This window comes from Arthrobacter sp. SW1, assembly GCF_001766675.1.
In the GTDB taxonomy this organism is placed as follows: Bacteria; Actinomycetota; Actinomycetes; order Actinomycetales; family Micrococcaceae; genus Arthrobacter.
The window spans coordinates 136,018-162,466 of sequence record NZ_MJLT01000023.1; the positions used below are offsets into that span (position 1 = coordinate 136,018).

24 protein-coding genes are annotated in these 26,449 nt (G+C 65.7%); 4 read left to right on the top strand and 20 right to left on the bottom strand.

All coding sequences use genetic code 11. From position 1 onward, the window contains the following. Positions 1-30 precede the first annotated feature (30 nt). From BIU82_RS10650 to BIU82_RS10660, 3 genes are all read left to right on the top strand, one after another. Positions 31-483: an NfeD family protein gene (locus BIU82_RS10650; RefSeq protein ID WP_070349447.1), complete on the top strand. Its 453-nt coding sequence runs from the start codon at positions 31-33 to the stop codon at positions 481-483. A gap of 71 nt (positions 484-554) precedes the next feature. Beyond that, the gene (locus BIU82_RS10655) at positions 555-1,541 is read left to right on the top strand and encodes an SPFH domain-containing protein (protein ID WP_070349448.1); all 987 of its coding nucleotides are present in this window, start codon (positions 555-557) and stop codon (positions 1,539-1,541) included. Positions 1,542-1,766: 225 nt separating this feature from the next. After that, complete coding sequence (locus tag BIU82_RS10660) at positions 1,767-2,114, top strand: RNA polymerase-binding protein RbpA (RefSeq protein WP_070349449.1); 348 nt, start codon at positions 1,767-1,769, stop codon at positions 2,112-2,114. Positions 2,115-2,205: 91 nt separating this feature from the next. Here BIU82_RS10660 and BIU82_RS10665 read toward each other — a convergent pair whose 3' ends face one another. The 18 genes from BIU82_RS10665 to BIU82_RS10750 all read right to left on the bottom strand — a co-directional run bounded on the left by BIU82_RS10665 (position 2,206) and on the right by BIU82_RS10750 (position 23,200). Beyond that, positions 2,206-2,955, bottom strand: coding sequence for a polyprenol monophosphomannose synthase (locus tag BIU82_RS10665; protein WP_070349450.1), 750 nt, complete (start codon positions 2,953-2,955; stop codon positions 2,206-2,208). 396 nt (positions 2,956-3,351) lie between these two features. Then, entirely contained in the window at positions 3,352-5,001 is a 1,650-nt protein-coding gene (locus BIU82_RS10670) for an amidohydrolase family protein (RefSeq protein WP_070349451.1), read from the bottom strand. Between the two features lie 31 nt (positions 5,002-5,032). Next, positions 5,033-7,948, bottom strand: a complete 2,916-nt coding sequence (locus BIU82_RS10675; RefSeq protein WP_070349452.1) for a DEAD/DEAH box helicase — start codon at positions 7,946-7,948, stop codon at positions 5,033-5,035. 149 nt (positions 7,949-8,097) lie between these two features. Further along, positions 8,098-8,892, bottom strand: a complete 795-nt coding sequence (gene tatC / locus BIU82_RS10680) for a twin-arginine translocase subunit TatC (RefSeq protein ID WP_070349453.1) — start codon at positions 8,890-8,892, stop codon at positions 8,098-8,100. A gap of 45 nt (positions 8,893-8,937) precedes the next feature. Then, positions 8,938-9,198 (bottom strand): Sec-independent protein translocase subunit TatA, encoded by a 261-nt coding sequence (gene tatA, locus BIU82_RS10685; protein WP_070349454.1) that lies wholly within the window; start codon positions 9,196-9,198, stop codon positions 8,938-8,940. Between the two features lie 36 nt (positions 9,199-9,234). Then, entirely contained in the window at positions 9,235-9,585 is a 351-nt protein-coding gene (locus BIU82_RS10690; RefSeq protein WP_070349455.1) for a hypothetical protein, read from the bottom strand. 20 nt (positions 9,586-9,605) lie between these two features. Then, entirely contained in the window at positions 9,606-11,618 is a 2,013-nt protein-coding gene (locus tag BIU82_RS10695) for a WYL domain-containing protein (protein WP_070349456.1), read from the bottom strand. Between the two features lie 92 nt (positions 11,619-11,710). After that, on the bottom strand, positions 11,711-12,106 hold the full coding sequence (locus tag BIU82_RS10700) for an FKBP-type peptidyl-prolyl cis-trans isomerase (protein WP_070349457.1): 396 nt from the start codon (positions 12,104-12,106) through the stop codon (positions 11,711-11,713). A 63-nt stretch (positions 12,107-12,169) separates the two neighbouring features. Then, positions 12,170-13,117, bottom strand: a complete 948-nt coding sequence (locus BIU82_RS10705) for an FKBP-type peptidyl-prolyl cis-trans isomerase (protein WP_070349458.1) — start codon at positions 13,115-13,117, stop codon at positions 12,170-12,172. Positions 13,118-13,226: 109 nt separating this feature from the next. Next, the gene (gene pafA / locus BIU82_RS10710; protein WP_070349459.1) at positions 13,227-14,591 is read right to left on the bottom strand and encodes a Pup--protein ligase; all 1,365 of its coding nucleotides are present in this window, start codon (positions 14,589-14,591) and stop codon (positions 13,227-13,229) included. 1 nt (position 14,592) lies between these two features. Further along, the gene (gene prcA / locus BIU82_RS10715) at positions 14,593-15,300 is read right to left on the bottom strand and encodes a proteasome subunit alpha (RefSeq protein ID WP_070349460.1); all 708 of its coding nucleotides are present in this window, start codon (positions 15,298-15,300) and stop codon (positions 14,593-14,595) included. 1 nt (position 15,301) lies between these two features. After that, a complete protein-coding gene (gene prcB, locus BIU82_RS10720; protein WP_070349461.1) occupies positions 15,302-16,111 on the bottom strand; it encodes a proteasome subunit beta in 810 nt (269 codons plus the stop codon). A 66-nt stretch (positions 16,112-16,177) separates the two neighbouring features. Continuing rightward, a complete protein-coding gene (locus BIU82_RS10725; protein WP_070349462.1) occupies positions 16,178-16,381 on the bottom strand; it encodes a ubiquitin-like protein Pup in 204 nt (67 codons plus the stop codon). Positions 16,382-16,537: 156 nt separating this feature from the next. Beyond that, positions 16,538-18,154, bottom strand: coding sequence for a depupylase/deamidase Dop (dop, locus tag BIU82_RS10730; RefSeq protein ID WP_070349638.1), 1,617 nt, complete (start codon positions 18,152-18,154; stop codon positions 16,538-16,540). 50 nt (positions 18,155-18,204) lie between these two features. Further along, the gene (gene arc, locus BIU82_RS10735) at positions 18,205-20,010 is read right to left on the bottom strand and encodes a proteasome ATPase (RefSeq protein WP_171906533.1); all 1,806 of its coding nucleotides are present in this window, start codon (positions 20,008-20,010) and stop codon (positions 18,205-18,207) included. Positions 20,011-20,109: 99 nt separating this feature from the next. After that, positions 20,110-21,168 carry a tRNA (adenine-N1)-methyltransferase gene (locus BIU82_RS10740; RefSeq protein ID WP_070349463.1) on the bottom strand — a complete coding sequence of 353 codons (1,059 nt, stop codon included), beginning with the start codon at positions 21,166-21,168 and terminating at the stop codon, positions 20,110-20,112. Between the two features lie 106 nt (positions 21,169-21,274). Further along, a complete protein-coding gene (locus BIU82_RS10745) occupies positions 21,275-22,384 on the bottom strand; it encodes a site-2 protease family protein (protein WP_253182745.1) in 1,110 nt (369 codons plus the stop codon). Between the two features lie 75 nt (positions 22,385-22,459). Further along, complete coding sequence (locus tag BIU82_RS10750) at positions 22,460-23,200, bottom strand: HAD family phosphatase (RefSeq protein ID WP_083292286.1); 741 nt, start codon at positions 23,198-23,200, stop codon at positions 22,460-22,462. Positions 23,201-23,293: 93 nt separating this feature from the next. On the opposite strand from BIU82_RS10750, the gene BIU82_RS10755 reads away from it, so the two are divergent. Next, on the top strand, positions 23,294-24,199 hold the full coding sequence (locus BIU82_RS10755) for a PAC2 family protein (RefSeq protein ID WP_070349466.1): 906 nt from the start codon (positions 23,294-23,296) through the stop codon (positions 24,197-24,199). Between the two features lie 91 nt (positions 24,200-24,290). Here BIU82_RS10755 and mshC read toward each other — a convergent pair whose 3' ends face one another. Continuing rightward, on the bottom strand, positions 24,291-25,571 hold the full coding sequence (gene mshC, locus BIU82_RS10760; protein WP_070349467.1) for a cysteine--1-D-myo-inosityl 2-amino-2-deoxy-alpha-D-glucopyranoside ligase: 1,281 nt from the start codon (positions 25,569-25,571) through the stop codon (positions 24,291-24,293). 16 nt (positions 25,572-25,587) lie between these two features. Then, entirely contained in the window at positions 25,588-26,421 is an 834-nt protein-coding gene (locus tag BIU82_RS10765; RefSeq protein WP_070349468.1) for an undecaprenyl-diphosphate phosphatase, read from the bottom strand. Positions 26,422-26,449: the final 28 nt, after the last annotated feature.

Consider the following 26,449-nt stretch of genomic DNA (forward strand, 5'->3'; position numbering starts at 1 on the left):
GAGCACGGCGGGTCCGGACAAGGGGGAACGATGTTTGAATGGCTCGGCGACAACTGGTGGGCACTTTGGCTCACGGTTTTCCTCGCCTTCGCGGTGATCGAGATGCTCACCCTCGATCTCTTCTTCATCATGCTCGGTGGTGGCGCCCTGGCTGCCTTGGTGTCGCACCTTGCCGGCGCCGACTTCTGGCTCCAGATTGTCATCTTCTGCGTGGTGTCGCTGCTGATGATCGTTTTCGTCCGGCCCGTGGCCATGAAGCACCTGCGCAAAGGTCCTGCGGACCAGCTCAGCAACGTTGACCGCCTGATCGGCCAGTCGGCCGTCGTCATGGAATCGGTCAGCGCCGCAGGCGGGCTCGTGAAAATCGGCGGAGACGTGTGGAGTGCCCGCAGCACGGGCGGCACCATCGCCGCCGGCGAGAGCGTCCGGGTCACCCGGATTGACGGCGCGACGGCGGTCGTCTCGCCGGGCATTGAAGCCTGACCGCCCGGCACCCAAGCAACACCTCACTACGGAACTGCATCAGAACGCAATTTGGGGAATGAAGGAGATGTATGGATGGCTTGGGAGGGACTGCAGCCGCAATCGTGCTGATAGTCCTCATAGTCTTTGTAATCATTGTGCTGGTCCGCTCTGTCAGGATCATCCCGCAGGCGCGGGCCGGCGTCGTCGAACGTCTGGGAAAGTACCAGCGCACGCTTAATCCGGGCCTGACCATCCTGATTCCTTTCGTGGACAGGCTGCTGCCGCTCCTGGACCTGCGCGAACAGGTGGTGTCGTTCCCGCCGCAGCCGGTCATCACCGAGGACAACCTGGTGGTGTCGATCGACACCGTGGTCTACTTCCAGGTGACGGATCCGCGCGCGGCGACGTACGAAATCGCCAATTACATCCAGGCAGTGGAACAGCTGACCACTACCACGCTGCGCAACGTCGTCGGCGGCCTGAACCTGGAAGAGGCACTGACCTCGCGCGACCAGATCAACGGCCAGCTGCGTGGTGTACTGGATGAAGCTACGGGCCGTTGGGGCATCCGGGTCTCGCGCGTGGAGCTCAAGGCGATCGATCCGCCGCACAGCATCCAAGACTCGATGGAAAAGCAGATGCGTGCCGAGCGCGACCGCCGCGCAGCCATCCTCACCGCCGAAGGCACCAAGCAGTCGCAGATCCTCACCGCCGAAGGTGAGCGCCAGTCCGCGATCCTGAAGGCAGAGGGTGACGCGAAGGCTGCCATCCTCCGGGCGGACGGTGAAGCCCAGGCCATCCAGAAGGTCTTCGACGCCATCCACAAGGGCAATCCGGACCAGAAGCTGCTGGCGTACCAGTACCTGCAGACCCTGCCGAAGCTGGCCGAGGGAACGTCCAACAAGCTCTGGATCATTCCGAGCGAGGTGGGCGAAGCCCTCAAGGGCATCGGCGGCGCCCTTGGTGGCACGGCTGATGCGAACGGCGTCGCCGGACTTTTCGCCACCAAAGCGGAAGCGGGAGCCACGCAGCCTTCGGCTGCACCCGCGGAACGGCCCCAGGAACCTACGCCCTAAGGCGCAGTGAGCAGGAAGGGCCGGTCACGCAAGTGGCCGGCCCTTCGCCGTACCGCGTATAATGGTGTATTTGTCCGAGCGGTTCAACCCCGTACGGAACATTTGAGCTTGGTCAAGCGTTGCATTTAGAGGTGCAAGGCGTGCACACAGTAGCCCGGATGCGGTGTTCGAAACACCGTCCGGCTAGCGCGGAAGCAATTCCGCGAACAGATAGAGGGAGTAAAGATGAGCGATCGCAGCCTCCGCGGCATGCGCCTTGGTGCGCAGAGCATGGAAACCGAATCCGGTGTGGAGCCGGCACCGCGCCAGCGGGTTGAATACCGCTGCGCAGATGGCGAGCAGGTCTTCGTGACGTTCTCGTCCGAGGCCGAAATCCCTCCCGTCTGGGTTTCCAAGACCGGCAAGGAAGCACTGCTCGTCGACGGTGAGCGTCCCGTCGACAACAACGAAAAGGCCGTGCGCACCCACTGGGACATGCTGCTGGAACGCCGTACCATTCCCGAGCTGGAGCAGATCCTTGAGGACCGCTTGAACATCCTGCGCGAACGCCGCGGAGAGCGCCGCTCGGCGTAACGCGAAGGCAACCGCAAAAGGCAGGGCCCGCACCACACGATGCGGGCCCTGCCTTTTAAGTGTTGTGCAGACTATCTGCTGAGGGCGGGCGTCAGACGCGCCCGGCCGCCTTCTCCTGCTTGCCGGTGAGCTTCGCCCAACGGGCAGCGAGGCCCCACTTCGTGACATTGATCATGGCCTCCACCACGATGTTGCCGCTCATCTTGGAGGCACCCAGCTCGCGCTCCACGAAAGTGATGGGGCATTCGACGATCTTCAGGCCGAGCTTGGCCACACGCCAGGCCAGGTCCACCTGGAAGCCGTAGCCCACCGATTCAACCTCGTCCAGCTTGAGTGCTTCAAGGGTGCTGCGACGGAACGCCCGATAGCCTCCGGTGACGTCCTTGATCTTGACGCCCAGCATGATGCGGGCATACGTGCTGCCGATGCGGGAGATCGCCTGGCGGTACAGCGGCCAGTTGACGACGCTGCCGCCCGGTACCCAGCGCGAGCCCATCGCCAGGTCGGCGCCTTCTTCGACGGCCGTCAGGAGCAGGGGCAATTGTTCGGGCTTGTGGGAGCCGTCGGCGTCCATTTCCACCAAGACGTCGTAGCCGGCGGCCATGCCCCATTTGAAGCCCGCAATGTAGGCGGCACCCAGGCCTTCCTTCCCCTTGCGGTGCAGGACGTGGACCTGCTTGTCCTCGGCCGCGATGCTGTCGGCGAGCTGTCCCGTGCCGTCAGGGCTGTTGTCGTCAACGACGAGGACATCGGAACCGGGCACGGCTGCCCGGAGCCGGCCCAGGGTCTTGGGCAGCGATTCCAGCTCGTTGTACGTGGGGATGATCGTCAGGACACGCAAGAAGAGGCCTTTCCTTGATGGAGCGGTCGATGTGCCGGGTCAGCCGCACGGCTGGGGCTCTGGCGCAACTCTCCATTATAGAACGGACCTCGGGGCGGATTGACCGCGGGCAGGTCCACGCACACAGGACCAGTGCCTTCCGGACTGAAGCGCCGGCCGGACTGTTTTCTGCGTCGGTGGACCTGCCCGTTGATGAGTGCCACAGCCACGGCGCCTTTCCGCCTTGGGCGGCGGGGATTCCGGATGTGGCCAGGAAGCCCGCACACGCACCGCGACCCCCTGTTGACGATAAATGCTACGGACTTCACAACATCTGTCAAGGCGGGCCTGAACTGGACTTTTCGCTGTTTTCCCTGTTCAGGAGGGGTTTATGCGAAAAACATTCCTTTGGACGGTTCAGGCTCGCAGCGATTCGGCGGCGAAGAGTTCCTGGCCGTCCCGCACTGTCTGCAAGCAGACGGGGTCGCTCCCTGTATCCAGTGCGGGAAGCAGCGGCGTGCGGGCGCGCGGATCGGTGCTCCAGGACTGGACGCGGCTGTCCGCTACCTGGACCATCAGCTCTTCGACCTCCCACACTGCAAAACTGGCCGGCGCGCCGGGTACCAGTTGGCCCAACAACGGATTGCGTGCTTTGCTGGCCCGCCATCCGGCCCGGGTGTGGCCCAGGAAGGCCGCGCGGGCGGAGATCCGTTCAGCGGGGTTGTTGTGCTCAAGGCAGGCCCGGACGCTTGCCCACGGGCGCAGCGGCGTCACGGGACTGTCACTTCCGAAAGCCAGGGGGACGCCGGCGGAATAGCAGGAGGCGAAGGGGTTCATCGTCTTGCTCCGGGCACCGAGGCGTTGCTCGTACATGCCTCCATCAGTGCCCCATTCGGCGTCGAAGACGGGCTGTGCGCTGACAGTCACGGCGTGCTTCGCCAGGCGCGAGATGGCATGGGCGTCCGCCATTTCGACATGTTCGAAGCGGTGGCCGGCAGCCCGGACGCGCTGCTCCCCCACCTCAGCGGCCGCGATGTCGAGCGCATCCAGCGCAGCCGCGAGTCCGGCGTCGCCGATCACGTGGAAGCCGGCCTGCAGGCCGAGCGAGGAGCAGGCGGCGAGGTGGCGGGCGGCATCGTCCACGGAGAGGTAAAGGTTGCCGCGGTGACCCGGGGCGTCGGAATAGTCCTCTTTGAGGGCCGCAGTCCTCGATCCCAGGGATCCGTCGATGTTCAGGTCGCCGGCCAGGCCGAGGACCGGAATGCCCAGCTCGTCGAGGATGGAACGCGCTTCCGTCTCGGAGGCGGCCAGCTGGCCCCAGTATGGCAGGATTTCCGGCAAAGCCGTTCCTGAGGAATTCCATGACACGGAACTGCGGAGGTCGTCCATGCCGCAGATGTGCGGGGCGGCCATTTCGGCCATGGCTACATAGCCGTTGGCGGCAGCCTCCCGGAGGGCAGCCTCCTGGTAGCGGCGGCGCTCCGACTCCGGAAGCCGGCGTGCGGCGAGGCGCGCGGCCGTGTGGGCTTCGCGGACCACGTGGGCGGTGCCGTTCCAGCCGTCCACCCCGTTGAGACCCGCGTCAGCGGCCAGTGCGTCCGAGACAAGGGCCGAGTGCACGTCGATCCTGGAGAGGTAGACCCGGCGCCCTCCTGCGGCGTTTCCGAGCTCCTCAAGCCCCGGCAAGTCCGGAACATTCCACGCGGACTCGTCCCAGCCGTGACCGAGGACCGGATCGCCTGGGGCGAGGGAAGCAGCTGCGGCGGCAACGGCGTCGAGCAGTTCCGTGGCGGAACGGACACCCTCGAGCCGGAGACCGGCAGCAGCGATGCCGGTCTCGGTGAGGCGCACATGGGAATCGACGAAGCCCGGCGCCAGCAGCGCTCCACGGAGATCGATGATCTCCATTGAAGAATCGGCAATCGAGGACGCCGCCTGTTCCGAACCGATCCAGGCGACCGTCCCGCCGTCCACCACCATGGCGGTGGCGAAAGGATCGGCCGCCGAATAGACGGAACCGTTGCGGTACATCGTGACCTTGCGGCCGGGCATGCCGGAATCGTTCATGGCTGTCTCCTAAAGGGAAGGAATGCGGTGCTTAAGCGACGTTCGAGTAGGCCACGACACCGCGCCGGACCAGGTCGATGGCTTCGCGGCAGATCCGCGTGAGGCGGGGTTCCAAGCCCGGCACCTTGGCCAACTGGTCCAACAGGTCCACCACCTGTTTGGCCCAGCGGACGAAGTCGCCCGCGGCGAGGTCGGTGCCGTTGAGGACTTCCTGGAGGTGGCGGCCCTTGGCCCACTTGAACATGGGCCAGACCAGCCCGAGCTCCGGCTCCGCGGTGAGCGGAAGCTTGTTCTGCTCCTCAAGGTCCTCCAGGCGGGACCACTCCCTGATGACGATATCCACCGATTCCTCGAGGGACACGGAGGGCATGCGAGGCCGGAGGCCCCGATCTTCGCGTTTGGCCTGGTACACGAGGGTGCTGGCAAAAGCAGCGAGCTCCGCGGCGTCGAGGTCGGCGATCGCACCCTGCCGCAGCGCCTGGGAAATGAGCAGGTCCTTCTCGCCGTAAATCCGGCGCAGCCGCTGCCCGTCAGCACTGATGGCAAGGTGCCCGCCGCCCTGCGCCTCAAGGTAGCCGTAGGCAGACAACACGTCGCAGACGCGGTCGAAGGTCTTGGCGATCGTGTTGGTGCGGCCCTGAATCTGGCGGACCAAGCCGTCCGTCTCCTGGCGGAGCTTCCACCAGCGTTCTGACCAGCGGGCGTGGTCTTCGCGTTCACTGCAGCCGTGGCAGGGGTGTGCCCGCAGCGCCTTGCGCAGTGCGGTGATCTTCCGTTCCTGGTCTGCCGCGTTGCGGTTCCGCCCGAAATCCTCGTTGCGGGCGGCGCGCGCCGGCGGGCGGCCTTCCCGGATGGCGTCCCGCAAGGCGGACGCAAGGTCACGGCGGGACTTGGGCACTTTGGAATTGAAGGACTTGGGAATCCGGATCCATGACTCGGCACCGACCGGACCGTCGACGTCGTAGCTGCTCAGCCGGCGCAGCTGCCCGTCTTCAGTGAGGACGGCCGGCCGCGGCTCCCGCGCCTGGCTGTCCGCGCTGAGCACGACGGCGTAGCCCGGGATCCGGCCGCCTGTCACCTTCACGACGTCGCCGGGCATGAGCCGGTTCAGTGAATCCTGCGTGAGGGACTTGCGTGCGCGGGCGCTGCTGCGTGAAGCAGCCTTCTCGGCGTCACTGAGTTCGCGGCGAAGGGCTGCGTATTCCGTGAAGTCGCCCAGGTGGCAGGTCATGGCCTTGGCGTATCCGGCCAGGGACTCCTCCCGCGAACGCACCTGCCGGGCCAAGCCCACCACCGAGCGGTCAGCCTGGAACTGCGCGAAGGAGGACTCCAGGATTTCGCGTGCCCGGGCCCGGCCGAACTGGGCAATCAGATTGATGCTCATGTTGTAGGTGGGCCGGAAGCTTGAATTCAGCGGATAGGTGCGGCGGGACGCCAGGCCGGCCACCGCCGCCGGATCCGTACCCGGCTGCCACAGCACCACTGCATGGCCTTCGACGTCGATCCCCCGCCGCCCGGCACGACCGGTCAGCTGCGTGTACTCCCCCGCAGTGATGTTGACGTGGGCTTCGCCGTTGAACTTGTCCAGCTTCTCCAGGACCACGCAGCGCGCCGGCATGTTGACCCCGAGCGCCAGCGTTTCCGTGGCGAACACGGCCTTGACCAGGCCTTCCGCGAAGAGGTTCTCCACCACCTCCTTGAAGGTGGGCAGGAGCCCGGCGTGGTGGGCGGCCAGGCCGCGGAGCAAGCCGTCGCGCCAGCCCCAGAACCCCAGGACGTCGAGGTCTTCAGCGGGGATGTCACGGGCAGCTTCGTCCACGCGCTCGGCGATGATCCGCTGTTCGCGTTCGGTGGTAAGCCACAAGCCTGCCGCGGCGCACTGGGCCACGGCGGCGTCGCATCCGGCGCGGGAAAAGATGAAGGTGATGGCGGGCAACAGGTCCTGCCGGTCCAGGCTGGCGATGACCTGCGGGCGGCTGGCTTTGCGTACAGGGCTGCGCTGGGCGTCGCCGCCGCGTTCGTCCCGCTGCCGTTCCTGCCGGCGCCGGCTCCTGCCGCCATGGCCGAAACGCCCCCGGAAATTCATTTGGCTCTCGGTGCGCGCCATAGACAGCAGTTCGGGATTCACCTCAAAGCCCGACGCCGGGGCCGCGCCTTTCTTCCGCCCGCGCTCTTCGGGGCGCGTGCCGCCGTCGTCGGGACTTTCGTTCTCGCCTTCCGGGGAGGTGGCGATCTCATCGAAGGTGGTGTCCCCGGCGAAAAGGTCAACGATTTCGCGGCCGACCATGACGTGCTGCCAGAGCGGCACCGGGCGGTGTTCGGAGACGATCACGTCAGTGTCGCCTCGCACGGTGTCCAACCAGGCGCCGAATTCCTCCGCATTGGAGACGGTTGCGCTCAGCGAGGCCAGCTGGACCTCGCTTGGCAGGTGGATGATGACTTCTTCCCAGACGGCGCCGCGGAAGCGGTCTGCCAGGTAGTGCACCTCATCCATCACCACGTAGCCGAGGTCGCCCAGGGTGTCCGAGTCTGCGTAGAGCATGTTGCGGAGGACCTCGGTGGTCATCACCACGACGGGGGCCTCGCCGTTGATGGTCGTATCGCCGGTCAGCAGTCCGACGTTCGATGCGCCGTACTTGGCCGCGAGCTCGGAGAACTTCTGGTTGCTGAGGGCCTTGATGGGAGTGGTGTAGAACGCCTTCAGGCCCCGTTCAAGCGCCAGGTAGACGGCGAACTCGCCCACGATGGTCTTGCCGGCGCCGGTGGGTGCCGCGACCAGCACTCCCCTGCCTTCCTGGAGGGAACGGCACGCTTCGCGCTGGAAGTCGTCGAGTTCGAATTCCAGGGTCTGGCTGAAGGAACCCAGATAGCTCTTAGCATCGGACGAGCGCTGCGCCGCCGCCCTGTATCGCTCCGATGGCGACGCGGACTCAGGGTGGTTGGACATGGTCTAAGCCTAGCTTGCGAGGGGCCCCGGCCGTGGGCCCACGGCGGCGGGGCCCGGATCGAGCGAAGCGAGATTTGGGGGCCGGCGGGGACTTGCGAGGTTGGGGAGCAAGCTGGGCGCTAGTCCCCATCGCCACCCTGGCCGGGACGCTAGAGCTTGTCCAGGTCCGAGGCCGAGGTGGCCGTATCCGCAGTGGCTTCCGTCTCCTCGGCGAGCTTCGCCTGACGGCGGGCGCGGCGTTTGTCGTTGACGATGCACAGGCCGATTGCTGCGAAGAACAGGATGAGCATGGGCACGGCAAGGTAGAACATGCTCATGGCATCAGCGCCGGGGGCAGCCATGGCGGCGAAAAGACACACCAGGAAAACGGTAATGCGCCAGCTCTTGATCAGCTGCTGGCCCTTGATGATGCCTGCAAGGTTCAAGCCGACCAGGACCACCGGAACCAGGAAGGCGATGCCGAAGGCGAGCAACAGCCGCAGCACGAACGCCAGGTAGACATCCGCGCTGATGAAGTTTGAACCACCGTCCGGGGTGAACTCGGTAAGAACGCGGACCGCGTTGGGCAGCACGAGCCATGCGAGCAGCACGCCACCCACGAACAACGGAACCGCTGCGGCCACGAAGGAAAGCGCCATGCGGCGTTCCTTCTTGTGCAGGCCCGGCACGATGAAAGCCCACAACTGGTAGATCCACACCGGGCTGGCAATGATGACGCCCAGGAAGATCGAGACCTGGACCATGAGGTCGAACGAGCTCGCGACGCCGTCAAAGTTCAGCGTCGCGGCCCGGCCTTCCTTCTCGTTCAGGTCCTTGATGGGCTTGATGAGCGCGGCCAGCAGCGGCTGGTAGACAATGAAGCCCACCACAGTGCCGGCGATCACCGCAAGGGCAGCCTTGAAGAGCCTGTTCTTGAGCTCTTTGAGGTGATCGAGCAGGGCCATGCGCCCTTCAGGGTTGGCCTTACGGCCCTTCACTTGCACCACTCGTCAAACGCGGTTGCTCGGCGGGAGGTCGGAATCCCCGCCGTTCTTGCCGTTCTGTTCCGGGTGGCCGACCACTTTGCCTTCCACCGGATCGTCGCCATCGGCCGCTTCGGACTTTCCGTCCTTCTTCATTTCGCGGACCTCGGACTTGAAAATACGCATCGACTGGCCGATGCTGCGCGCCATGGACGGCAGCTTGGGTGCTGCGAAAAGCACCAGGGCCAAGACGACGATGATGACAATGTGCCAGCCTTCGAGCCTCATGTTGGGGAAGTCCTTTCGTTGGAATACATCCTACGTCTAACTGATTTCGATGTCGTGCAGAGACTGGGGTTGTCCGCGTTCCGCTTTGCGCTTGACGCGCCTCTGCCGACGCAACTCCTGGCGGGAGGCCTTGGCCGCGAAGTAATCATGACGCATCTGTTCCGGCGAGGCAAAAATGGCGGAACCGGGCACCGGAAGGTGCCTCCCGCCGTCGTCCTCCGCGGTTTCCGGGGCTTCCGGGAGCCTCCCGAATTTGGCTCCTGCTTCCGAAAGTTCACGCAAAGTTGCCATGGCCTTCCGGAAGAGCCGGATGCCGATCAGCACGTAGAAGAGCAGCGACACTGAAATCAGCGCCACCCACAACAGGATCCATGACCACCAAGGCATATTAAGAGTCTATCCAGCCCTCAGTCGCGGTACTGCGCGAGTGCGGACCGGATCCATTCCGCCGAGGCCTCCGCCAGTCCGGCAGGCTGGACGATCCGTGCGGCGCCGCCGTGCTGGGCGATGAACATGGGCAGCCAGTCCACGCTTCCGAAACGGACCTCCGCGAGGAGGCCGCCGCCGGGCAGCTCCGCGGTGCGTTCGGCATAGTAGTCGTCAGCCAGGTGGGCACCTTGCGCCGTCAGCTCCAGGATCACCACGACGTCCTCGTCACTGGGCGTGTAGAGCTTCACCGGCACGGAAGTATCGGCGCTGGCGGGAGTGGACACGGGCTTTCCATTCGGCGCGACATCCTCGATGCGGTCCAGCCGGAAGTTCCGGATCCCGGCCTTGGCATGGCAGTACGCCTCGAAGTACCAGGTGCTGTCCTGCGAATACAGCCGTAGGGGGTCCACGTTCCGTTCGGACACCGCGTCACGTTGCGGAGAGAAGTACCGGAGGGCCAGCTGCTGCCCGTCCTTGATCGCTGCGGTGATGGTCTCGAAGAACGCCGCCTCCGCCGGTTCCACAGGAGGAGCGGCCAGAGACGCCGCCGCCCGCCCGGCCTCCCCCGCCGCACCGGCGAGCTTGACCGTCACTGATTCCAGCGCATTGGCTTGTTCCTCGCCGGAGAGTCCTGCCTGGGCAGGAAGGTTGCCCAGCGTGGCCAGGCCGGTCAGCAGTGCCGAGGCTTCTTCTTCGCTGAAGCGGACCGGGCGGTTCAGTTCCAGGTGCTCGTGAATGTAGACGTGCTCGTCTTCCCAGTCGATGTCGAAGAGATCGTCCGGGTAGCCTTCCGGCAGGCCCGAGCAGATCAGGATCTGCAGGTCGGCAACGAGTTCTTTCCGGCTGACGCCGAAGCGCTCCGCAACCTCCTGGATGGGGAGTCCTTGGTTGTGAACCAGGAACGGGACCAATTGCAGCATCCGGCTGAGCTGGTCTTCGGACGTCCGTTTACGGGTGCGGCCGCCGGATTGCGCCGGGAAATCCACGGGCACGGCCGGACGGGACAGTGCCGCTTCCGCGGCTTCCAGGCGGCGTACGACGGCGGTGCTCAGGTCCCCGGGGGCCAGAACCTTCACGCGTGGACCATAGGAGGCGAGTTCCTCGGCGAAGAGCTCGCTGTCCCTGAACGGGACGGAGATGACGTCCCGGCCCTGTGCGGGCTCATGGCCCCGGCCTGCTTCGCTGCCCTGGGGCGCAGGCACGGCTCGCCTGCGCAGGCCAAGGAGCTTGCCTGCTGCGACCTCGAGCAACGCGTCCTGGATGGGCAGTTCCTCAAGGCCGTCCAGTTCGCGGCGGGCGTCAAAGCCCGCAGGCAGTTCATAACTGCCTTTCGGGTCCAGCTCAACCGAGGTGGTCATCCGGGACAGCCGGAAGAAGCGCTTCGCTCCACGGGCCTGGTCAAACCCCACCAGGTACCACTGACCGAAGCGGCTGCCGAGCCCCCATGGCTCCACCCGCCGTCGTTCTTCCGCCCCGGTGCTCGCGGCGCGGTAGCCGAAGCTGACCGGCTGGCGGGCGTTCAGGGCGTTGACGATTGCTTCGAAGGATTTGCCCGCTGGCTTGATCCTGGGCTGCACCCCGGCCGGAAGCTCCACCTCGCCGAGGTCTCCGGCGGCCTGGAGCTTCCGCAGCGCACTCGCCGCCGCTCCGCCCAGCGCCGCCCGTTCCCAGAGAGTCGCGGCCAGCACCAGCACGGTGGCTTCTGCGGGCGTCAGGTGGACATCGGGCAGGCGGTTGGATTCCTTGCCGATCCGGTAGCGCGTGGTGGTGGGATCATCTGCGGAGAAGCCGGCCTCTGCGATGGTTTCGATCTCGAAGCCGAAATTCCGCAGGTCCACCTTGTCCCGTTCGAACATCCGGCCGAACGCCGCGTCAGAGCTGTCCTCGTCGTGATAGACCTTCTCCCGCAGCACGGCACGGGACAGCCCGTACTTCGTGTTGAGGAGGGCCAGGAGGAGGTTCAGCAGGCGTTCGGTACGTGATGCGGACACGGATGCAACGTTACTAAAGTCCCGTGGTTAACGAAGAAGGCGCGTCAGCCGCCGGACAATGCCGGCCGCTGACGCGCCCCTTGCAGCCGTTGCTAGCGGACGGCGAGCAGGTCCACGACGAAGATCAGGGCTTCGTTCGGCTTGATCGCTCCACCGGCTCCGCGGGAACCGTAGGCCAGCTCGGAGGGGATTTCGAGGCGGCGGCGGCCGCCGACCTTCATGCCCATGAGGCCCTGGTCCCAGCCCTGGATGACTTGGCCGACGCCGACACGGAAGTCGAGCGGGGCGCCGCGGTTCCAGGAGGCGTCGAATTCTTCGCCGGTGGACCAGGCCACGCCGACGTAGTGCGTGGAGACGGTGTCGCCGGGCTTGACCTCGGCGCCGTTGCCCACGATCAGGTCGGTGATGACGAGTTCGCTGGGAACGTCACCTTCCGGGAAGTCGATCTCCGGCTTGGTGCGGTCGTAATCGCGCTGTCCAAATGACATGTTGCTCCTCAGTGTGTTCTTGGAGTGATGTGGTTCTTGGTTTGGTGGCTGGCTGTTGCCGGGCTACTGGGCGCCGAGGATGTCGACGACGAAGACGAGGTCACCCTTGGCATCACCCTGTCCGGAATCGCCGTAGGCCAGGTCTTTCGGAATCACGAGCAGCACGCGGGAGCCTACGGTCTTACCGGCAAGGCCCTTGGTCCAGCCCTTGATGACGTTGCTGAGCGGGAAAGTCGCCACGCCCTTGTGCCCGAAGCTGTCATCGAAGCTGGAGTCGAACTTCTTTCCGCCGGCCAAGGTGACGCCGACGTAGTTGACGGTCAGCGTGTCGCTCTCCTTCACCACGGCGCCCTTGCCCTTGATCAGGTCCTGGGCAATGAGTTCCTTGGGGGCCTTGACGCCCTCTACGGAAATCTCCGGAATGCCTTTGTCATTCACCTTGACCGTGGGCAGGCCTGCGGGCGGGGTTACGGCGTCGCCCTCGGGCTTGTCGAGGACCTTCGGCGCATCCTTGACAGAGAGGAGCTTGAACACGACCAGCTGGCTGGAGCCGGCTTCCGCCCCTTCGCTTGCGGCCTTGCCCGGGGCGGCGAAAGCCACCTGGGAACCGACCTTTGCGCCGACCACGACGTTGTAGATCAGGGAACTGCCCTGCTTGAGTTCATCGTTGAGTTCGATCGGCTGCGGGCCGGACGGATAGGTGTCTTCGAGGGTCTTGCCGGTCTTTCCGTCCACCGCCACATAGGACATCTCGACGATCTGTCCGGCGCGGATGCGGTCTCCGTTACCTTCGGTGACGGCCTTGACCGTGGGTTCGGTGACTTCGAAGGGCTTGGGGAAATCCAGGCCCGGTGCCTTCTTGTCGCCGTTGTCGGTGATCTTCAGGGTGTCGAACTTTGCCACGTCCCCGGCAGACTGGCTGCTCGGTTCGGGGGCGGCGGAGTTGCCGCCGCCGCAGGCGGTGAGCAGCAGGAGGAGGCCAGGGACCAGTATTGCTAGGAGTCGGCGCACAAGCGGAACTTTCGTCAGGGGCTCTGGGACACGTGCCGGCACTGTGGCCGGGCACGCTTGAGTTGACCTGGAAATGGCCAGATTCCAGAGTAGCGGCAAAAGCTGGGAGTCAGCTCATTGAATCCAGCAATGCGTCCACCCGTTCATCGACGCTCCGGAAGGGGTCCTTGCAGAGGATCGTCTGGTGGGCGCGGTCGTTGAGCTTCAAGTGCACCCAGTCCACGGTGTAGTCGCGGCCGAGTTCCTGTGCCCGGCGGACGAAATCACCGCGCAGCTTGGCACGCGTGCTTTGCGGCGGCATATCCACGGCGTCCTTGATGTCGGTCTCCGCCAGCAGTCTCTTGGCTGCGCCGCGCGACTGCAGCAGGTAGAACAAGCCCCGTTGCCGGGAAATGTCGTGGTATGTGAGGTCCAGTTGCGCGATGCGCGGCGAATCGAGGCCGATGCCGTTCTTGGCCATGTAGCCGTCCATCAGTTTCTTCTTGATGGCCCAGTCCACTTCGGTGTCGATGGAGGAGGTGTTTCCGCTTTCGATGGCGTCGAGCGTGCGTTCCCACAGGTCGAGGATCACAGGGACGTGGGGATTATGCGCGCCGTTGGCCTCCACGAATTCCGTGACCTTGTCGAGGTACTCACGCTGGATTTCGAGTGCTGTCAGCTGGCGTCCGTTAGCGAGCCGGATGAGGGCCTGGCCGCTGAGGTCATGGGAGATCTCCCGGATGCTCCGGATCGGGTTTTCCATGCGCATGTCCCGCATGATGACTCCGGCCTCGATCATCCGCAACAGCAGGTCCACGGTGCCGACCTTCAGCAGCGCAGTGGTTTCGGACATGTTGGAGTCGCCCACGATCACGTGCAGCCGGCGGAAGAACTCGGCGTCCGCATGCGGCTCGTCGCGGGTGTTGATGATTGGCCGCGACCGTGTGGTCGCGGACGATACTCCCTCCCAGATGTGGTCGGCACGCTGCGAGAAGGCGAAGGTGGCTCCGTGTGGCGTCTTGAGGACCTTGCCTGCTCCGGCGATCAGCTGCCGGGTCACGAGGAACGGGATGAGGATTTCGGCAAGCCGGGAAAATTCCCCGCGCCGCGGGATCAGGTAGTTCTCATGGCTCCCGTAAGAGTTGCCCGCGGAGTCCGTGTTGTTCTTGAAAAGGTAGACCGTTCCGTTGAAACCTTCGGCAGCCAGCCGCCCCTGGGCTTCGTCGACCAGGTCATCGAGGATCAGCTCCCCCGCCCGGTCGTGGGCGATGAGCTGGGCAAGGTCGTCGCATTCGGCCGTCGCGTACTCGGGGTGGGACCCGACGTCGAGATAGAGCCGCGAACCGTTGGTGAGGAAGACGTTGGAGGAGCGGCCCCAGCTCACGACCTTCCGGAACAGGTAGCGGGCCACCTCCTCCGGTGCCAAGGGCCGCGAATCGGGGCTCGAGTAGGAGATCCCGAACTCGGTTTCGATGCCGAATATGCGCTTGTCCATCTCAGGCCTCCCCTTCCAGCAGCTGCGTAATGTCGTCGGACGAGAGCCGTCGGAAGGCCCGGCGGGAACCGCGGGCGCTCTCGGAATTGCGGTCCAGCACGGCTGCCTCGACGGCCGTTCCCGGAAGGGCATCGGTTTCCTTGTCCGCTGCAAGGGCCTTTACGGCCAGGCGGAGCGTGGCCGCGAGGCTGAGCTCGGCACTCCAACCGGCCTCGAGCGCTTCGGAGACCTGCTCAGCCAGGCCACCCATGGCCACGAATCCGTTGACGTCGGCAATGGAACCGTCGAAAGTCAGCCGGTACAGGTGGTCGGACGCCTGGTCCCGGCCCACTTCTGCCACGGCCAGCTCGACCTCGAAAGGCTTCTGCTCGGCAGTGAAGACCGCACCCAGGCTTTGCGCGTACACGCTGGCCAGGCCGCGGGCCGTGACGTCCTCGCGGTCGTAGGAGTAACCGCGGACATCGGCGTAGCGCACGCCGGCCTGCCGCAAGCTTTCGAATTCGTTGTATTTGCCGACGGCGGCGAACGCGATCTTGTCGTAGATCTCGCCGAGCTTGTGCAGGGACGGCGAGGGGTTCTCGGCAACGAGGGCGATCCCGTCGGCGCAGCTGATCACCACCACCGAACGGCCACGGGCGATGCCTTTCCGCGCGAAATCCGCGCGGTCCTTCATCAGTTGCTCAGGCGAAACGTAGAACTGCTGGGTCATGTCAGGCCTCCCGTCCTTCGATGGTGCGGGAGCTGGCAATCCGGCCCGCGACTTCGGCGAGTTCCCGTTCGGACACCCTGCGGGCGCCCGCGCGGTTCACGGTGTACACCACCGGCCACAGCTGCCTGACCGGATCCGGACCGCCCGTGGCGGAGTCGTCGTCGGCCGCGTCGTAAAGGGCCTCGACGGCGACCGCAACGGCTTCGCTCTCGGACAGGTTGGGGCGCCACAGCTTCTTGAGCGCGCCACGCGCGAACACCGAACCGGAGCCGACTGAGTGGTGCTCCTGCTCCTCGTAGCGGCCGCCGGTGACGTCGTAGGAAAACAGCCGCCCCACCTGGGCCACCTGGTCGAAACCGGCAAACAGCGGAACCACCGCCATGCCCTGCATCGCCATCGGCAGGTTGCTGCGGATCATGGCGCCTAAGCGGTTCGCCTTGCCGTCCAGGCTGAGCAGGGTGCCTTCGATCTTCTCGTAGTGCTCCAGTTCCACCTGGAAGAGCTTGGTGATGTCGATGGCCAGGCCTGCGGTACCCGCGATGCCCAGCACCGAGTAGCTATCGGCCGGGAAAACCTTTTCGATGTGCCGGCTGGCGATGATGTTGCCCATCGTGGCCCGCCGGTCTCCCGCCATCAGGACACCGCCCGGATACGCCAGGGCAACGATGGTGGTGGCATGCGGGGCTTGTGGAAGCTGCCCCGCAGGAAGCGCCTGGCTGCCGGGCAGGAGTTCAGGTCTTGAGCGCTGCAGATACTCGGTGAATGACGACGTTGCCTGGGAGGCCGGGAAGCCGGCCGTTAGCTCGTGCACTGCTGCGCTCCTTCGACGGTGACATCCGGGCCCGGCGCGGACCGGGCGGTTGGCGGGGGCCTTTCGTTATTGGCCGCCCTTTTGGACGAAAGCCCTGACGAATTCTTCGGCGTTGGATTCAAGCACGCCGTCGATTTCGTCGAGCAGGTCATCCACGCCCTGCGTCGCTGCGGACGCCTGGGCTTCCGGCACGGCGGGAGGTGCCTCGGGTACCTCGTCCTCGATCTCGGTATCGCGGGACTGCGGCTGTTGTTGTTCCTGGGCTGCCATGACCCTTCTCCATTCTCTTTGCCCCGTGGCGGCTGCTCCTGATGGAACAGCCGGGGACTCCCTGTATTGCCATACTGCCACGCTGCGGGCGGTCCCGCCGCTGTTTTCCGGCGGGTGTTTCCCAGCGTGCCGGGGGCCTCTGCAACAGGCCTCCGTTCAGGCCTTTGGCCCCGGCGGCGGACCGAGCAGTTCGCCAAGGAACGCCGCGGCAGTGTCGTGTTTGCGGAAGAGCTCGCCGGTGAGCGACTCGGTGCCCCGCAACGGCTCCCGTGTGGGCACCCGTTGCAGTTTCCCGATGCCGGGTACGTCGAAAATCACCGAGTCCCAGCTGGCCCCGACCACCTGCTTGCCGAAAGTCGACACGCATTTTCCGCGGAAATAGGCGCGCGTATCGGAAGGTGGCTCGACGACGGCGCGTGCGATGGCGGCGTCGTCCACTAACCGCTGCATCCGCTCGCGGGCGAGCATCCTGTAGTACAGCCCCTTCTCGGGCCTGATATCGGACCACTGCAGGTCCACGAGTCCCAGGCGCGCGTCACCCCATTCAAGGTTGTCGCGGTTCCGGTAGCCGTCAAGCAGCGCCCGCTTTGCGATCCATTCCACGGACGACGCGGCCGCCGACGGGTCGCTGCCCAGCTGCGTCAGGACCAATTCCCAGCGTTCCAGGACCTCCCTGGTGTGGCCGTCCCCGCTGTGCGCATCGGAGACGCCGGTTTCCAGCGCGAGCTTCGCCGCGGCTTCGTAATACATCCATTGGATGTCGAGCGCGGTGACCCGCCTGCCGTCCAGCAGGCGCAAGGTGCCGCTCAGCGACGTGTCATGGCTGACGTCCTGGAGCGCCGCCACGGGCTCGTGGACTTCGATCCGTGGTGCCTGGCCGGCTTCGATCAGGCTCAACACCATGGCCGTGGTGCCGAACTTGAGGTAGTTGGATACCTGGCTGAGGTTGGCGTCGCCGATGATGACATGCAGGCGACGGTATTTGTCCGCGGTGGCATGCGGTTCGTCGCGGGTGTTGATGATCGGCCGGCGAATGGTTGTTTCCAGGCCGACTTCGGCCTCAAAGAAGTCCGCACGCTGGCTGATCTGGTAGCCGGGCCGTGATCCGTCCTGGCCCAGGCCCACCCGGCCCGCACCGCAGATGACCTGCCTGGTGACGAAGAACGGCGTGAGTCCGCGGACAATATCGCCGAAAGGCACCGAACGCGGCATCAGGTAGTTTTCGTGCGAGCCGTAGGACACCGACTTGTTGTCCGTGTTGTTCTTGTACAGGTTGATGGGCGGAAGCTCGGGATCTGAAGCCAGCTTCCGAACGGCACCCAGGGCCACAAGGTCTCCGGCGGCATCCCAGGTGACGGCGGCACGCGGGTTGGTCACTTCGGGGCTCGAGTACTCCGGATGCGCGTGGTCCACGTAGAGCCGCGCGCCGTTGCCGAGCACCATGTTCATCAACAGCGAGCCGGTTTCGTCCTGCCCATCCGCTTCAAGGTCCTGCCGGCCGTACGCCAAGGCGACGGCCTCGGCGTCGAGCACCGGCGGCTGGTCGGTCAGTTGGCTGGGATCCGCCTGGCTGCGTTCCAGGGTCCAACCGCGCGCGTCGTGGAGCGGTTCCTCATCGGTGTAGTCCCAACGGGTCTCCGCTCCCCCGGCCGTCTTCTGCCGCGTGATCTGGGCGTACGCCTGGATGACGCGTGCCGACATCATGGTGGCGTTGGCGCCCGGTGCCGAGGGTGCGTGGATCCCGTACTCGGTTTCGGACCCCATGACCCGCATGGCCCCGCCGGCCGGCAGTTCCGTGCCGGCGAGGGCCTCGCTTCCCGGCGTCACAGGTACTGGCCGGTGTTCGGAGTCGTCTCGATCGACTTCCCGGGCTCCTGGCCGGCCTTGCCCTGGACAATGGTGCGGATATAAGTGATGCGTTCGCCCTTCTTCCCGGAGATCCGTGCCCAGTCATCCGGGTTGGTGGTGTTGGGCATGTCCTCGTGCTCGCGGAATTCGTCGACGACGGCGCGCAGCAGGTGGTCGATCCGCAGGCCCTTCTGGTTGTTCGTCAGGAGGTCCTTGATGGCGTACTTCTTGGCCCGGTCCACCACGTTCTGGATGACGGCGCCCGAGTTGAAGTCCTTGAAGTACAGCATCTCGGTGTCGCCGTTGGCGTACGTGACCTCGAGGTACTCGTTGGACTTCTCGGTGGAGTACATGGCCTCGACCGTGCGCTGGATCATCGCGTCCACGGTGGACTGAACGTCGCCGTGGTGTTCGGCGAGGTCGTTCGGATGGAACGGCAGGTCCGTGGTGATGTACTTGGCGAAGATGTCCGCCGCGGCCTCGGCGTCCGGGCGCTGGATCTTCACCTTCACGTCCAGGCGTCCCGGGCGCAGGATGGCGGGGTCGATCATGTCTTCACGGTTGGAGGCGCCGATGACGATCACGTTGTCCAGCCGTTCTACGCCGTCGATCTCACTCAGCAACTGCGGCACGATGGTGGTTTCGACGTCGGAGGACACGCCGGTGCCGCGGGTGCGGAACAGTGAGTCCATCTCGTCGAAGAAAACCACCACGGGGCTGCCGTCCGAGGCCTTCTCGCGGGCCCGGGCAAAGATCAGCCGGATGTGCCGTTCGGTTTCGCCGACATACTTGTCCAGCAGTTCCGGGCCCTTGATGTTGAGGAAGTAGCTCTTCAGGTCCGAATTGCCGGCGCGCTCAGTGGCTCGCTCCGCGAGGGAGTGGGCCACCGCCTTGGCAATAAGCGTCTTGCCGCAGCCGGGCGGGCCGTACAGCAGGATGCCCTTGGGAGCCTTCAGCCCGTGCTCGCGGTAGAGGTCCGGGTGCAGGAAGGGAAGTTCGACGGCGTCCCGGATCTGTTCGATCTGCGGACCCAGGCCACCGATGTCTTCGTAGGTGATGTCCGGGACTTCCTCCAGGACGAGGTTTTCGACTTCGGCGCGCGGCACCTTCTCGAGGACATAGCCGGTACGGGAGTCCAGGGACAGTGCATCCCCGACCCGCAGGGACTCACGCTGCAGGGCGCCGGACAGCCGGACCACCCGTTCCTCGTCGGCCCGGCCGACCACCAAGGCGCGGTCATGGCCCAGCATTTCCTTCAGGGTGACCAGTTCACCGGCCCGTTCGTAGCCAAGAGCCATGACCACCATCAGGGCCTCGTTCAGCAGGACTTCCTGCCCCACAGCAAGCTGGTTGAGGTTGACCAGGGGGCTGATGCCGACGCGCATCTTCCGGCCTGCGTTGAAGATGTCCACGGACTCTTCGGTGGCTGCCTGGCCGGAATTGCCGGCGTTTGCCTGCCGGCGCGGGTTGATCTGCAGCACGGTGCCGAAGCTGTACGGCGGCTGGCCGTCCTGCTCCAAGGCGCTCTTCAGTCGGACAATTTCCGCCTTGGCGGTCTCCAGCATGGTGACGAGCTTGCTGTTGTTCTGGGTTGCCGCCGCAAGCTGCCTGTCAATGTGCCGGAGCTTGTCTCGAAGGATGTTGATCTGCCGCTCGGCGACCGTCAGATCGCCTTCGCCTTGCTTCGGTCCGACTGCGGACAGTCCCCGTTCCACTGCGCCTTCCGCTTTTGCGGAGGACTCTTCCGGTGTCAGTCCGAAATCGTTGTTCGTGGTATCCACGAAGCATCAGCCCCTTCCTGCGTCTATAAATAGACCTTAGCCCCGAAACGGGCCGGGAAGGCTCTGACATCCGGAATGCGGACCAGTTTGTGATCTTGGCTAGCCCTCCCGGGCAGGCGCATCCTTGACGTTGGTGCCGGCGATGGCGTCCCGTGCGGCGCGGCGGAGCTTCTTGTCCGATACGGCGCGTTCGCCCACGGCTCCGGGGGTCCAGGCGTTCAGGTCTTCCTCGCTGAATTCGGTCTTCGAGGGGCGCCGCTTCAAGGAAATTCCGGTGACGCCGTCGGCCAGCCTGCGGGTGACGAGCAGGAAGCCGGTGTGGGCCACCATGCGGTGGTCCGGACGCACGGCGAGGCCTTCGAGGTGCCAGCCCCGGACCATGGATTCCCAGGCGTCGGGCTCCGTGAAGCGTCCGTCGGCACGGATGGCCTCGGCAGTGCGGGAAAGCTGCGTCACGGTGGCGACGTAGTTGATCCAGACACCACCCGGGGCCAGGACGGTGGCAACGGCGTCGAGGCATTCCCACGGCGCAAGCATGTCCAGCACCACGCGGTCCACCGAACCGGGCTCCTCGCTGCGGACAACTTCTTCCTGGAAGTCGCCCAGGGAAATCTTCCAGGCGGGGTGCGGGCCGCCGAAGATGGTTTCGACGTTGCCGCGGGCAATATCGGCGAATTCCTGGCGGCGTTCGAAGGAGTGCAGGTAGCCGGCGTCGCCCACCGCGCGCAGCAGCGAAATGGAGAGTGCGCCGGAACCCACGCCGGCCTCGACCACGCGGGCACCCGGGAAGATATCGGCCATGGTGACAATCTGGCCGGCATCCTTGGGATACACCACCGCAGCGCCGCGCGGCATGGAGAGCACGAAGTCCGACAGCAGCGGACGCAGCGTCTGGTACTGCTGGCCGATATTGTTCTCCACCACCGAGCCGTCCACCTTGCCGATGATCTCGTCATGGTTCAGGTAGCCGCGATGCGTGTGGAACGCACCGCCCTCTTCGAGGGTGATGGTGTTCATCCGGCCGCGTTCATCCGTGAGCTGCACACGCTCTCCCACACGGAACGGCCCGCGCCGGCGCGCGGCTCCCGTCGCCTGGCGTGCAGAAGTGTCCGCGCCGTTCTCCACAGTGCTGTTGCTGGCGGCGGTTTCGCTGCTCATGGATGTATTCCTCGCTCTTGTCAGGCTGGGCCGTGGACAGCAGCCGCGGTGCGCGGCGACGTCCGGTGTGATTCATGGGCCGGCAGGTAACTCTACCGGGAAGGCGTCAGGCGCGCCCGTTCCGCCGGGGATCTTTGCCTGTAATGGCCCTCACCACCGTCTGCTGCCGCAGCAGCCCGGTGACGGTTCCGGCATCGTCGATCACCGCGTATTCCCCGCCGTCCAGGCGGGCCAGGTACTGGATGAGTTCCTGGCCGCCGGCGCTCCACGGAACATAGGCGCCGGGCGCGAGGGCAGCAGCCACCGCCGTGACCGGCGTCGACTCCTGCTGCGCGTGCGGCACCGCCACCGCCGAAGAAGGAACCACCCAGGCGCGGGGGCGCCGCTCGGCATCCTGGACGACGACGGCGGGACGGCCTTCCGGTGACAGCCGCAAGGCATCTGCCACGCTGGCAGTATCCGGGATGCCGATGGCGGGCTCGGCCAGGGCGCCCGCGTTGACCAACCGCAGGCGGCTGCGCATGGCCGCGTGGTTGATGGCCGCCGACGCGCCCATCCAGAGGAAGCCGCAGACGAGGAGGGTGACGATGGCCAGCTGGAAATCCGGTGAGCCGCCGCGCAGCCATGGCAGCACGATGAACCACAGGACCAGCGCCACGACGATGATGCGGCCGGACCAGCCGGCGGCGATGGTGCCCTTTTCCTGGCTGCCCGTCACTTTCCAGACGGCCGATTCGACCAGGCGGCCGCCGTCCAGGGGCAGGCCCGGAAGGACATTGAAAATGCCGATCAGGAAGTTCGACCACATGAAGATGTTGGCCAGGAGCTCCGCCACTCCCGAAAAGACCTGGCCCGTGACGAGGGGCCACGCCGCCGCCGCGAGGACGATGTTCGCAAAGGGGCCGGCCAGGGCAACGACCACCGACCGCCCCGGAGAGGCAGTAAAGCTTTCGAACTGGGTGTGGCCGCCCCACAGGTTCAGCACGATCTTTTCCGTCGGCCAGCCGAAGACCCGGGCCGTCAGGGCGTGGGCAAGTTCGTGGACCAGCACGGAAAGCGCCAGCAGCAGCGCGTAGGCGAAGGCAACAAAGTAGGCGCCCATTCCCAGCCCGGGAGTGCTGAACTGCAGGGCCGGACCCTGCGTGATGACAGTGAAGGCCGCAATGAGGAACCAGGAATAGGCCAGGTAGACCGGAACTCCCGCGATCCTCCCCAAGGGGATGCCTTCCCTGCCGCTTCCCTGTGCACTGTGACCCTGTGCGTTGTGGTGTGCGGGTCCGCCGCCGGCCACTTAGTTCGCTCCCTCGAGCAGCACGCCTGCCGCGGCGACTCCGCTTGCCGCACGGGCGCGGTCCAGGACCAGCTGTTCGAGCTCGGCGACCGTGCGGCCGGCCAGGGTGCTCCACGTCGTGCGGCGGATGTCATCAGGCAAAGGCACCTGGTGCGGGATTCCCACGGTGACCACGCCGGAGGCGAGGGCCGCAGCGACGCCGGGAACCGAGTCCTCAAAGGCAACACAGTGGTCGATGGTCAGCTCCGGATCGCTGAGGCGCAGGCGCTCGACGGCGGTCAGGTACGCCTCCGGATGCGGTTTACCCTGGCTGACGGTGTCCCCTGTAACCAGGAACTCGAAATAGGGCTTGGGGAGCGCGGCCACGACTTCCCGGGCCAAGGGGCCTTCGGACATGGTCACAAGGGCACAGCGGACCCCGGCGCCATGGAGCTCGTCGAGGAGTTCGCGCGCTCCGGGCCGCCACGGAACATCTTCCTTGATCCTTTCGATCACGCGGGCGCTCAACGTATCGATGATCTCGCGCTTTTCCAGCCGCACGCCGGCGTCCTGCAGGATTCCGGCGGAGTGCATCAGGGACTGCCCCACGAGCTGCATGGCCTGCTCATGGGACCAACTCCCGCCGTGGGCTTCCACGAGGTCGTGCTCGGCGGCGATCCAATACGGCTCGGTGTCCACCAAGGTGCCATCCATATCCCAGAGGGCGGCTTTCAGGGAGGGCTGGGAAAGGGAGGCATACATATGGCCAAGTCTACGTGCCCGTCCGGGAGCGCCCGGAACACGGCGGCGTGTGAAGCCATGCACAGCCGGGGTGCTTCGACGTAGGGTGAGGGAATGAACAGTTTGGACGGAGCCCGCGACGGACAGGACGCCCCCCGCGAAGCCGAGCACCTCCTGCAGCCGGCGCAGGAAGGCAAACGGATCACCGTGATGCTTGCCGCGTTTGAAGGCTGGAACGACGCCGGTGAAGCGGCGAGCGATGCTTTGCGCTACCTGAACAAGCTGTGGCAGGGCAAGAAGGTGGCCACGGTGGATGCCGACGACTACTACGATTTCCAGTTCACCCGGCCCACCGTGCGCCGGACCGCCTCCGGCGAACGCCGGGTCAAGTGGCCGTCCACCCGCCTCTACCGGGCGAGTGTTCCGGACAGCAACGTGGACGTCGTGGTGGTGCTGGGCACCGAACCCTCCTACCGGTGGCGCGCGTACACCGCGGAGTTGCTTGTGCATGCCGAAACGCTCAAAGTCGACTACGTGGTGCTGCTTGGCGCGTTGCTCGCCGATGTCCCGCACAGCAGGCCTATCCCCGTCAGCACCACCACCGAGGACAATGCGCTGCGCCAGCGGCTGAACCTGGAGGCCAGCCAGTACGAAGGTCCCGTGGGCATCGTCGGGGTACTGGCCGAGTTCGCCATGCTGGCCGGCATCCCCACGGTGTCCTTGTGGGCGGCGGTTCCGCACTATGTTTCGCAGGCGCCTTCTCCAAAGGCCCAGTTGGCCATCCTGCACAAGGTCGAGGACCTGTTGCAATTGCCCCTGGATACCCAGTCGCTGGCAGAGGACGCCGAGGCTTGGGAGCGGGGCGTCAACGAACTCGCCACCGATGATCCCGAGATCGCCGCCTACGTCCGGCAGCTGGAGGAAGCCAAGGACACCGCCGACCTCCCGGAAGCCACAGGCGAATCGATCGCCAAGGAGTTTGAGCGGTACCTTAAGCGGCGCGGCAAAGGAAAAGGCTAGCCGGGCGGGCCCTGGACAGCGCAGGGGTACAGCCAAACACAGGTACAGCAAAGCCCTCCCGGATCTTCCGGGAGGGCTTTTGCGCGGTTCCCTAGAGTTCAACTCCGAGCAGCGCGTCGACGGCATCGCCGAACAACGCGGCGTCCGTTTCCGAAACATCCGCGCTGCCGGCGGCCACGGCCGCCTTGGCCCAGCCGTCGACGGCGGCGAGTGCAGCCGGTGCGTTAAGGTCGTTTGCGAGTTCCGCGCGCATGCGGCCGAGGAGTGCCGCAACGGTCCCGGCCGGGGCGAGGTCGCGGGCTGCGCGCCACAGCGCGAGGCGCTCCTTCGCGGCCTCAAAGGCCTCAGTGGTCCAGGACCAATCCGCACGGTAGTGGTTGGCGAGGATGGCCAGGCGGATGGCCGCGGCTTCCTCCCCGGCTGCGCGCAGCTTGGAGACGAGCACGAGGTTGCCGAGGGACTTGCTCATCTTCTCGCCGTCGAGGCCTACCATGCCGGCGTGAGCGTAGTGCCGGGCCAGCGGGACCCCGGCGATGGACCATGCGTGGCCGGCGCCCATCTCGTGGTGCGGGAAGACAAGGTCCGATCCGCCGCCCTGCACCGTGAAGGGCGCAGGCAGGTATTCGCGCGCGATGACGGTACATTCGATGTGCCATCCGGGGCGCCCCTCCCCCAGGCTGGCGCCGGGCCAGCTGGGTTCGCCGTCGCGGGCCACCCGCCAAAGGAGCGGATCGAGGACGTTGCGCTTGCCCGGGCGTGCGGGGTCGCCGCCGCGCTCGGCGAACAACGGAAGCATCTCTGCCTCGCTCAGGCCGGAAACGTCGCCGAGCCGCCAGGCGTCCTCGCTGTCCGAACGCTTTCCGGCTTCGTCGACGTCGTAGTAGACATCGCCGTCGGGCTCGCCGTTGCTGCCGTCCACGCGGTAGGCGAGGCCGTCCGCAATCAGCTTCTCGATGGCGGGAACGATCAGCGGGATCGCTTCGACGGCGCCGATGTAGTGGTCCGGGGCGAGGACGTTCAGGGCCGTCATGTCGCTGTGGAACAGCTCGATCTGGCTGGCGGCGAGTTCGCGCCAGTCCACCCCCGTGGCGTTGGCGCGCTCAAGCAGGGGGTCGTCGATGTCGGTGACATTCTGCACGTACGCCACGCGCTGTCCGCCGTCGCGCCAGGCGCGGTTCAGGAGGTCGAAGGCGACGTAGCTTGAGGCATGGCCCATGTGGGTGGCGTCATAGGGCGTAATGCCGCAGACGTACAGGGATTGCTCCGCCCGTGCCGGAATCTCGACGACGGCGTCCCTGGCGGTGTCGAACAGCCGCAGTTGGGGCATGGTGCCGGGAAGCTCGGGTACAGGGCGGGAGGTCCACGATTTCACAGCCTCCACGATAGTGCTAGGCGCTGATGACATTGAAACCGAGAAGCAGGTAGAGGGCCAGGCCCAGGAGGATCCGGTACCAGACGAACAGGCGGTAGCTGCGGGTGGAGACGAACTTCAGGAACCAGCCGATGATCACGTAGCCCACCACGAAGGCGATGACGGTGGCCAGTGCCGTTTCGGGAAGCCCGTAGGGGCCGCTGATGCCGTCCTTGCTGACCACCTTGTACAGCTGGTAGAGCCCGCTGCCGAACACTGCCGGAATGGCCAGGAGAAAGGAGTAGCGCGCCGCTGCTTCGCGGGTGTAGCCCATGAGCAGGCCCGCCGTGATGGTGCCGCCCGAGCGCGATACTCCGGGAATCAGGGCAAGGGCCTGGGCGAAGCCGTACAGGATGCCGTGCTTGTAGCTGAGCTGTGTGAGGTCACGTTCCTGCCTGCCCGTGGCATCGGCCACGGCCAGGATCATGCCGAAGACGATCAGCATGGTGGCCACGATCCACATGCTGCGGAACACCGATTCGATCTGGTCCTGGAACAGCAGCCCCAGCAGGACGATCGGCAGGCTGCCCAGGATCACCAGCCAGCCCATGCGGGCGTCCGGATCGTCCCGGCCCACCGTGCCGCGCAGCGAGCCGAACCAGGCCTTGATGATCCGGACGATGTCGCGCCAGAAAAAGACCACGACGGCGGTCTCCGTGCCCAGCTGCGTGATCGCCGTGAAGGCGGCGCCCGGGTCGGCCGCATTGGGCAGGAAAGCGCCGACGATCCGAAGATGCGCGCTCGAGGAAATCGGGAGGAATTCGGTGAGTCCCTGCACCAGGCCGAGAAGGGCTGCTTCTATCCAGTTCACGTGAATAGACCCTACGTCATGATGTCTG

Coding starts and splice junctions, on each gene's coding strand:
- BIU82_RS10660 (WP_070349449.1), top strand. CDS start 1,767: ATGAGCGATCGCAGCCTCCGCGGCATGCGCCTTGGTGCGCAGAGCATG.
- tatC (WP_070349453.1), bottom strand. CDS start 8,892: ATGGCCCTGCTCGATCACCTCAAAGAGCTCAAGAACAGGCTCTTCAAG.
- prcA (WP_070349460.1), bottom strand. CDS start 15,300: ATGACCCAGCAGTTCTACGTTTCGCCTGAGCAACTGATGAAGGACCGC.
- BIU82_RS10755 (WP_070349466.1), top strand. CDS start 23,294: ATGAACAGTTTGGACGGAGCCCGCGACGGACAGGACGCCCCCCGCGAA.
- BIU82_RS10690 (WP_070349455.1), bottom strand. CDS start 9,585: ATGCCTTGGTGGTCATGGATCCTGTTGTGGGTGGCGCTGATTTCAGTG.
- BIU82_RS10650 (WP_070349447.1), top strand. CDS start 31: ATGTTTGAATGGCTCGGCGACAACTGGTGGGCACTTTGGCTCACGGTT.
- BIU82_RS10725 (WP_070349462.1), bottom strand. CDS start 16,381: ATGGCAGCCCAGGAACAACAACAGCCGCAGTCCCGCGATACCGAGATC.
- BIU82_RS10655 (WP_070349448.1), top strand. CDS start 555: ATGGATGGCTTGGGAGGGACTGCAGCCGCAATCGTGCTGATAGTCCTC.
- pafA (WP_070349459.1), bottom strand. CDS start 14,591: ATGGACAAGCGCATATTCGGCATCGAAACCGAGTTCGGGATCTCCTAC.
- BIU82_RS10670 (WP_070349451.1), bottom strand. CDS start 5,001: ATGAACGATTCCGGCATGCCCGGCCGCAAGGTCACGATGTACCGCAAC.
- BIU82_RS10750 (WP_083292286.1), bottom strand. CDS start 23,200: ATGTATGCCTCCCTTTCCCAGCCCTCCCTGAAAGCCGCCCTCTGGGAT.
- BIU82_RS10675 (WP_070349452.1), bottom strand. CDS start 7,948: ATGTCCAACCACCCTGAGTCCGCGTCGCCATCGGAGCGATACAGGGCG.
- dop (WP_070349638.1), bottom strand. CDS start 18,154: ATGCGGGTCATGGGGTCCGAAACCGAGTACGGGATCCACGCACCCTCG.
- BIU82_RS10700 (WP_070349457.1), bottom strand. CDS start 12,106: ATGTCATTTGGACAGCGCGATTACGACCGCACCAAGCCGGAGATCGAC.
- tatA (WP_070349454.1), bottom strand. CDS start 9,198: ATGAGGCTCGAAGGCTGGCACATTGTCATCATCGTCGTCTTGGCCCTG.
- BIU82_RS10740 (WP_070349463.1), bottom strand. CDS start 21,168: ATGAGCAGCGAAACCGCCGCCAGCAACAGCACTGTGGAGAACGGCGCG.